At 73.0% G+C, this 6,034-nt stretch carries 5 protein-coding genes; 3 read left to right on the plus strand and 2 right to left on the minus strand.

Features of this window, described 5'->3' with window-relative positions:
* Together EAO72_RS41615 and EAO72_RS41620 are read right to left on the minus strand one after the other, a co-directional pair.
* A partial coding sequence (locus tag EAO72_RS41615; protein ID WP_148022560.1) for a choice-of-anchor A family protein occupies window positions 1-1,200 on the minus strand: 1,200 nt, incomplete at its 3' end.
* 155 nt (window positions 1,201-1,355) lie between these two features.
* The gene (locus EAO72_RS41620; protein WP_261991888.1) at window positions 1,356-3,245 is read right to left on the minus strand and encodes a serine/threonine-protein kinase; all 1,890 of its coding nucleotides are present in this window, start codon (window positions 3,243-3,245) and stop codon (window positions 1,356-1,358) included.
* 339 nt (window positions 3,246-3,584) lie between these two features.
* Between EAO72_RS41620 and EAO72_RS41625 the strand changes: the two genes are divergently transcribed.
* Genes EAO72_RS41625 through EAO72_RS41635 form a run of 3 tightly spaced genes read left to right on the plus strand, consistent with a single transcriptional unit; the run spans window position 3,585 to window position 5,601 of the window.
* Complete coding sequence (locus tag EAO72_RS41625; protein WP_148022562.1) at window positions 3,585-4,295, plus strand: hypothetical protein; 711 nt, start codon at window positions 3,585-3,587, stop codon at window positions 4,293-4,295.
* Window positions 4,292-4,972 carry a DUF4166 domain-containing protein gene (locus tag EAO72_RS41630; protein WP_148022563.1) on the plus strand — a complete coding sequence of 227 codons (681 nt, stop codon included), beginning with the start codon at window positions 4,292-4,294 and terminating at the stop codon, window positions 4,970-4,972. Before EAO72_RS41625 ends, EAO72_RS41630 begins: the two co-directional genes overlap by 4 nt.
* Window positions 4,969-5,601 carry a TetR/AcrR family transcriptional regulator gene (locus EAO72_RS41635; RefSeq protein WP_148022564.1) on the plus strand — a complete coding sequence of 211 codons (633 nt, stop codon included), beginning with the start codon at window positions 4,969-4,971 and terminating at the stop codon, window positions 5,599-5,601. Before EAO72_RS41630 ends, EAO72_RS41635 begins: the two co-directional genes overlap by 4 nt.
* The last annotated feature ends 433 nt before the right edge of the window (window positions 5,602-6,034 follow it).

Here is a 6,034-nt window from a genome sequence, read left to right on the forward strand (position 1 = left end):
TGGCATACGCCGAGCGGCACCCGGAGCGGGTCGGCGCGATGGTGATCGACTCCGTGACCACGTCCCGCCGGTCGGGGACGGGGAGGGGGACTCGTCGCCGGAGCAGTCGATCTCGGCGGCGAACGGGAACTGGTGGATCTCGCCCGCGTTGACGGAGGAGGAGCCGCCTTCCGTCAGGGGCCCGGCCGTCAGTTCCCGCACCACGATGGTGCCTTCGATGTTCGACGCGTCGAGGTCGGTGAGGTGCGCGCGGGGCGCGTAGACGGTGCCTTCCAGGGAGTCGCCGTCCGCCATGGTGATGTCGGTGGCGTCGGGGAAGTTCCACAGCATGTACGGGGCCTGCTCGCCGGAGACCCCGGCGAGGGTCGGCATGTGCCAGACGTACGTACTGTCCGTCCCGGTCGTGTCGACGTCGACGACGAACGGGGTCGTCGCCGTCGGGGGCGTCTCGAAAGTGATCTGGGAGAGGTTGTTCAGCTGCTCACCGGTCAGCCGGAGCACGTTCGTCTCGCCCTCGGTGAGGGTGACGTAGGCGTTCGTCCCGGCCGGGAACCCGGTCTGGTCGGGCAGCGGGTTTCCGGTGTCGTCGCGCAGGATGACGTTCGTGTCGCAGGTGTCGATCGCGTCGGAGCGGTCGCGGTAGGTCGAGAAGAGCGCGTCGAGGTCGGGCAGCCCCGTGGTGTCGGTGACCGACTCGACGGGCTGGCGGACGGTCGTCTCGATCCGCGGCGTCGAGTTGTGCCCGGCGCCGGCCGCGACGACCTGGGTGTTGACCTCGGCGTTGTTGGCGTCCCGGTCCAGGACGTCGGACCCGGTGCCGTCGCCGATCTTCACATAGCCGTCGCTGAGGACCTGCAGCACGCCTTGGGGGGAGCTGTTCGCGTGGTCGGCCCTGCCGCCCACGAGCAGGGCCGTCGGGTTGGCGTCACCGGGCGCGGTGAAGGTGCCGGGGGTATGCAGCGCGACGTTGTACCCGGGGCCGTACGTGAGGTTCCCGCCGATGGCCACCGAGCCCTCGGTCTCCGTGCTGCCCAGGGTGGCGTCGTCCTGGACGAGCACGCCGAAACCGTTGTCACCGGCCAGTGGATTGCCCGAGTAGTCGGCCGCGGCGGGGCCGGCGGAGGTCAGACACAGGGCACAGATCGTGGTGAGGGCGGCTGTCGTGGCGGCGGCCGCCGAGGCGGCTTTGGTGCGGTTCATGCCGGGACCGTAGGGGTGATGATCCGGCCGTACGGAACGACGAGGCCGCGGAGTCACTCGCACGGTCGCCGCACTCCCACGACTGGCGGCCCGTCGGGGCCGCCGCGTCGACAGGTGCGGACCGCCCGGCTTACGGCCCGGACCACCGCCCGGGTTCAGGACGGGGCGATGTCGGACCAGAGCTGGGAGCTGTCCTGGGCGTTGCAGGTGACGGTCGTCAGGGCGCTGTACGGGGTCACAGCGAGACACGCTCCCAGGCGGACGTTGGTGAAGGTACGGCCCTTGCCGGACGTGGCGCCGATCTTCCACGTCTGGTTGGAGGAGCCGGTGCAGTCCTTGATCGCGTACCCCTGGAACTGCTGCGGCTCCAGGCACTTCCCGGTTTCCTTGTTGCGGAGCGCGAAGGCGCCGCCCGGACCGGACGCGTACGACCACGCGAAGTCCATCGTGGTCCCGTTGCCCGACGAGCCGCCGCACTGTGCGGTCGTCACGGTCGCACTGCCCGAGAACCGGTTGATGGACGCGGCCAGGCACCGCCCGTTGGCGGCGTTCTCGATCCAGTGGGTCCCGGAGGGCGCGGGCTTCGCGGGGGTCTGCGCGCCCCCGCCGGAACCGCCCGCCCCGCCGCCCGACCCGGCTGCCGTCCCCGCCGGAGCGGTGGCGCCGCCCGTGCCGCCGTCCCCGGCCGCGCCCTCGCCTGCCGCTCCACCCGTCACGCCGCCGCGCTCCGCTTTCTCGGAGGCCGAGGCGCTCGGCTTCTTCTTGGAACCCGAGGGCTTGGCCGACGGCTTCGCGGACTCCGACGGCCCGCCGCCCGTCGCCGACGCGGACGGTGTACCGGGGGTCTGCGGGGCCGACGCCCCGGGGCGCGCATCGGCGTCGGGGATGTCGAAGGGGGCGAGCTTGAACGTGAGCGTGCCGCCCGCCACCACGACGACGGGCAGCGCGATCAGCAGCACCCGCCGGCGACGGGAGCGCCGTCCGGGTCGCGTGCCGTCCTGCCCGGCGCCGGGCCTCGCGATCCGTACGGGTTCGGCGTCCGCGCCGGCGCCCGTCGCACGGTCCGCGAGGCCGCGGGAGTCGTCGGGGACCTCTGGCTCGGGTGCGGGCGGCTTCGCGGCGAACGCCTCGCGCTCGGTGATCCGGTCCGTGACGGCCGGCGGCCACGGCGACGAGGCCGCGGCGGGAACGCGGTCGGCGGCCAGGGCGAAGAGCTCGTCGGTCGTGGGCCGGTCCGCGGCCTCCTTGGCCAGGCAGGACCTCAGGAGATCGGCCAGCTCCGGATCCTTCTCCGGCAGCCGCCCGAAGTCGGGTGCCTCGTGGACGATGCGGTAGAGCAGGTCGAGCCCGGAACCGTCCCCGAACGGCGGCCGCCCGTTGGCCGCGTACAGCAGCAGGCTGCCGAGCGCGAAGACATCGGCGGCGCCGGTCAACGTCTGGTTGGCGATGGCCTGTTCGGGTGCCATGTAGGCGGGAGTGCCGACGACCATGCCGGTCTTGGTGAGCCGGCTCTGGTCGGCGGCCCGGGCCACTCCGAAGTCGATCAGGGTGACACCGTCGAGCGTCAGCATGACATTGGACGGCTTGAGGTCGCGGTGCACGATGCCGGCGGTGTGCACCGCGCGCAGCCCGGCGGCGGCGTCGCGCAGCAGCCGCCACAGGGAGTCGGCGGGCAGCGGGTCGTCGTGCAGCCGCATGGCGTCGCTGAGGGTGATGCCGGGGACGTACGCGGTGGCGAACCACGGCGGCCGGTGGCTCCGGTCGCTCGCCAGCAGCCGTGCGCTCGTGCCGGCGGGCAGTTTGGCGAGGTTGTCGAGTTCGTGGCCGAAGTGCCCCAGGAAGGCGGTGTCCTCGGCCAGCGCGGGCAGCACCTGCTTCACGGCGGCGTAGTGTCCGGCACTCTGCCCGGCCCGCTTCGAGTCCTCCGGCGTGACGCCGAGATAGACCCGGCCCATGCCTCCGGAGCCGAGTACTCCCAGCAGCCGGAACGAGCCGATGCGCCGTGGATCCCGCGCCTCCAGCGGCCGGGCTCCGCTGCCGCTCAAACCAGAGTTTTCTTCAGTTCCCCCGTGCATGGCCACAGGTTAGCGGAGGCCCGAGCGGGCCCGGACGGGCCCCAAACGCGTGTGCGCCCAAGCCTCCTGACGTCTCGTCCGATGTTCGATCGGACAAGGACCCGGCGGGCGCACGCCCCGTCCGTCCCCGTCCGTCCCTGTCCGTCCCTGTCCGTTCCCGTCCACCCCCCGTCTGCCGGGCTGATCCGCCCCGGCCTGCGAGGACGTTCCTCTTGAGCGGTCGCTCAAACTGCTCTACTCTCCGATTTGAGCGACCGCTCAAGACGGATCGCGAACCGGCGTGGGCAACGGGGAAGGACGGGCATGGGCATGGGCGGCGGCCTGTACATCGAGGCGCGCATACGGACCGGCCTGGACCTCCTCTGGGAGCGCACCCAGGATCCGGCGCAGCACAGCCGCTGGGATCTGCGGTTCACCCGGATCGACTACCTGCCGGCCGTGGAAGGTGAGCCGCAGCGCTTCACGTACGGGGTGCGGGTGCTGCCGGGACTCCTCGTCGCGGGAACCGGCACCGCGGCCGGTGAGCGGCACCGGCCGGACGGGACCAGGACCTCGGCGCTGCGTTTCGCCTCCGCGCATCCGCTCTCGCCCATCGCGCGGGGCCGGGGCTACTGGCGCTACGTACCGGACGGGAACGGCGAGGCCGGCATCCGCTTCCTCACCGGCTACGACTACGAGCCGCGCGGGGGCCGCCCCGGCCGGTTCCTGGACCGCTACGCCTTCCGCCCGCTCATGGGCTGGGCCACCGCCTGGTCGTTCGACCGGCTGCGGCTGTGGTGCGAGCGCGGCATCACACCCGCACGCTCGCTCCTGCACGCGCTCGCCGAACTGGCGGGCCGCCTGGCCGTCGTGGCGGCGGTCTTCGTGATGTCACCGCTCGCCGCGCTGCCGGTGGCCCTGGCCGCCGCCGTTCTGCCGCCGCTCCCCGGCACCCCGTCGGCAGGGCGCTGCCTGCGCCGCCCGCCCGGGCGCGGGGCCGCCGGACCGCCCGACCTCCTCAACCGCCTGGAGCGCCCATGACATCGATCTTCCAACGTGCCCTCGGCGCCGACTTCGAGCGGCTCCACCCCCGTATCCAGCGCCGGTTCTCCGTCGGCCTCGACAGCGGCGAGGCGTGCACCGGCCGGGGCGTCATGGACCGGGTCTGGCACGGCGGCGGCTGGGTTCGGCCGTTTCTCGCGCTGGGCGGCACACGCCACATCCTCGTGCCGCGGACCGGCCGCGACATACCGTTCACCATCGAGAACGTCCCCTTCCGGGACTCCTTCGGCCGCGAGACGGTCACCTTCGTCAGAACCTTCGCCTTCCCGGACGGGCCCCGCCGGTTCGACGCCACGATGGTCTTCAGTCCCGAACGCGACTGTGTCGTCGACTACCTGGGCACCCACCAGCACCTCGCCACGGACCTGGACCTCTCCGTCGACCGGACCGGCGCCCTCGTCATACGCTCCGGCGAACACCGCTTCCGCGAGGGGCCGGTGAATACCCGGGTGCCTGACCTGATCGGGGGCGATGCCCACGTGCGGGAGTCGTTCGACGAGGAGACGGGCCGCTTCCGCATCCACGTCTCCGTCACCAACCGGCGCTTCGGACCGCTCTTCGGGTACGAAGGCTCCTTCACCGCCTCGTACGCCGAAGCGACCGCTCACGGCGTACGCGCGGACCTGCGGCCGGTCCGCGAGGAGGCGCGGGCATGAGCGAGGACACGCGTACGAAACTGCTCGCGGGCGCCCTGACCACCCTCACCGAGCAGGGCATCACCAAGACCTCGGCACGCGCCGTCGCGGCAGCGGCCGGCGTCAATCAGGCACTGGTCTTCTACCACTTCGGCACCGTCGACGAGCTGCTCGCGGAAGCCTGTCGGCACGCCGCCGAACAACGGGTCGCCCACCATCGCGCACGCCTCGACCAGGTCCGAACGCTGTCCGAACTGCTTCAGGCAGCACGTGAGTTGCACGCCACCGAGCGCGACGGCGGCCAGGTCGCCGTACTGGGACAGCTGCTGGCAGGTGCGCAGACGCAGCCACGGCTCGCCGCCGCCACCGCCGCCGGGCTCGCGCTGTGGACCGAGGAGATCGAGCAGGTCCTGGGCCGGGTCCTGGCCGGCACGCCGCTCGCCGAGTTCGTGGACGTGGCCGGACTGGCCAAGGCGGCCTCCGCCGCGTTCGTCGGCCTGGAACTGTACGAGGGCGTCGACGCGCCCGGAGCCGAACAGGCCCTGGCCGCGCTGGACCAGCTCGCCGGCCTGGTCGCCGCGCTGGAAGGACTCGGCCCGGTCGCGCAGCGGGCCGTACGCTCCCGGCTGCGCCGCTCGGCCACCGCCTGACGCGGGGCGGCCGACGCCGCCTGCCGCGCCGCCGGGAACTGTCCGGCCCGGCAGCCCGTCCTGGAAAGCAAGGTCAACAAGAGGTCGGCGAGCGGACGGGACAACCGGAACATCATGGTGGAGCGGACGGACAGCGGTGCGGCGGCCCCGGCGGACCCGGCAGCTTCGGCGGCCTCGGTGGCTTCGGCGGGGCGGGCGGACGGCGGTGCGGTCCCGGCGGCGAGGACCGGTGGGTCCCGGTGGGCGTGGGAGCGGCCGGGGCGGCCCCCGCGCGGCTCGTAGTCGTAGCCGGTGAGGAAGCGGATGCCGGCCTCGCCGTTCCCGTCCGGTACGTAGCGCCAGTAGCCCCGGCCCCGCGCGATGGGCGAGAGCGGATGCGCGGAGGCGAAACGCAGCGCCGAGGTCCTGGTCCCGTCCGGCCGGTGCCGCTCAC

The sequence above is a fragment of the Streptomyces sp. OR43 genome (assembly GCF_008042275.1).
Taxonomy (GTDB): Bacteria; Actinomycetota; Actinomycetes; order Streptomycetales; family Streptomycetaceae; genus Streptomyces.

Bases quoted from the DNA above. Each gene is read 5' to 3' on its own strand.
- EAO72_RS41625 (WP_148022562.1), top strand. From the start codon at position 3,585: ATGGGCGGCGGCCTGTACATCGAGGCGCGCATACGGACCGGCCTGGAC.
- EAO72_RS41630 (WP_148022563.1), top strand. From the start codon at position 4,292: ATGACATCGATCTTCCAACGTGCCCTCGGCGCCGACTTCGAGCGGCTC.
- EAO72_RS41635 (WP_148022564.1), top strand. From the start codon at position 4,969: ATGAGCGAGGACACGCGTACGAAACTGCTCGCGGGCGCCCTGACCACC.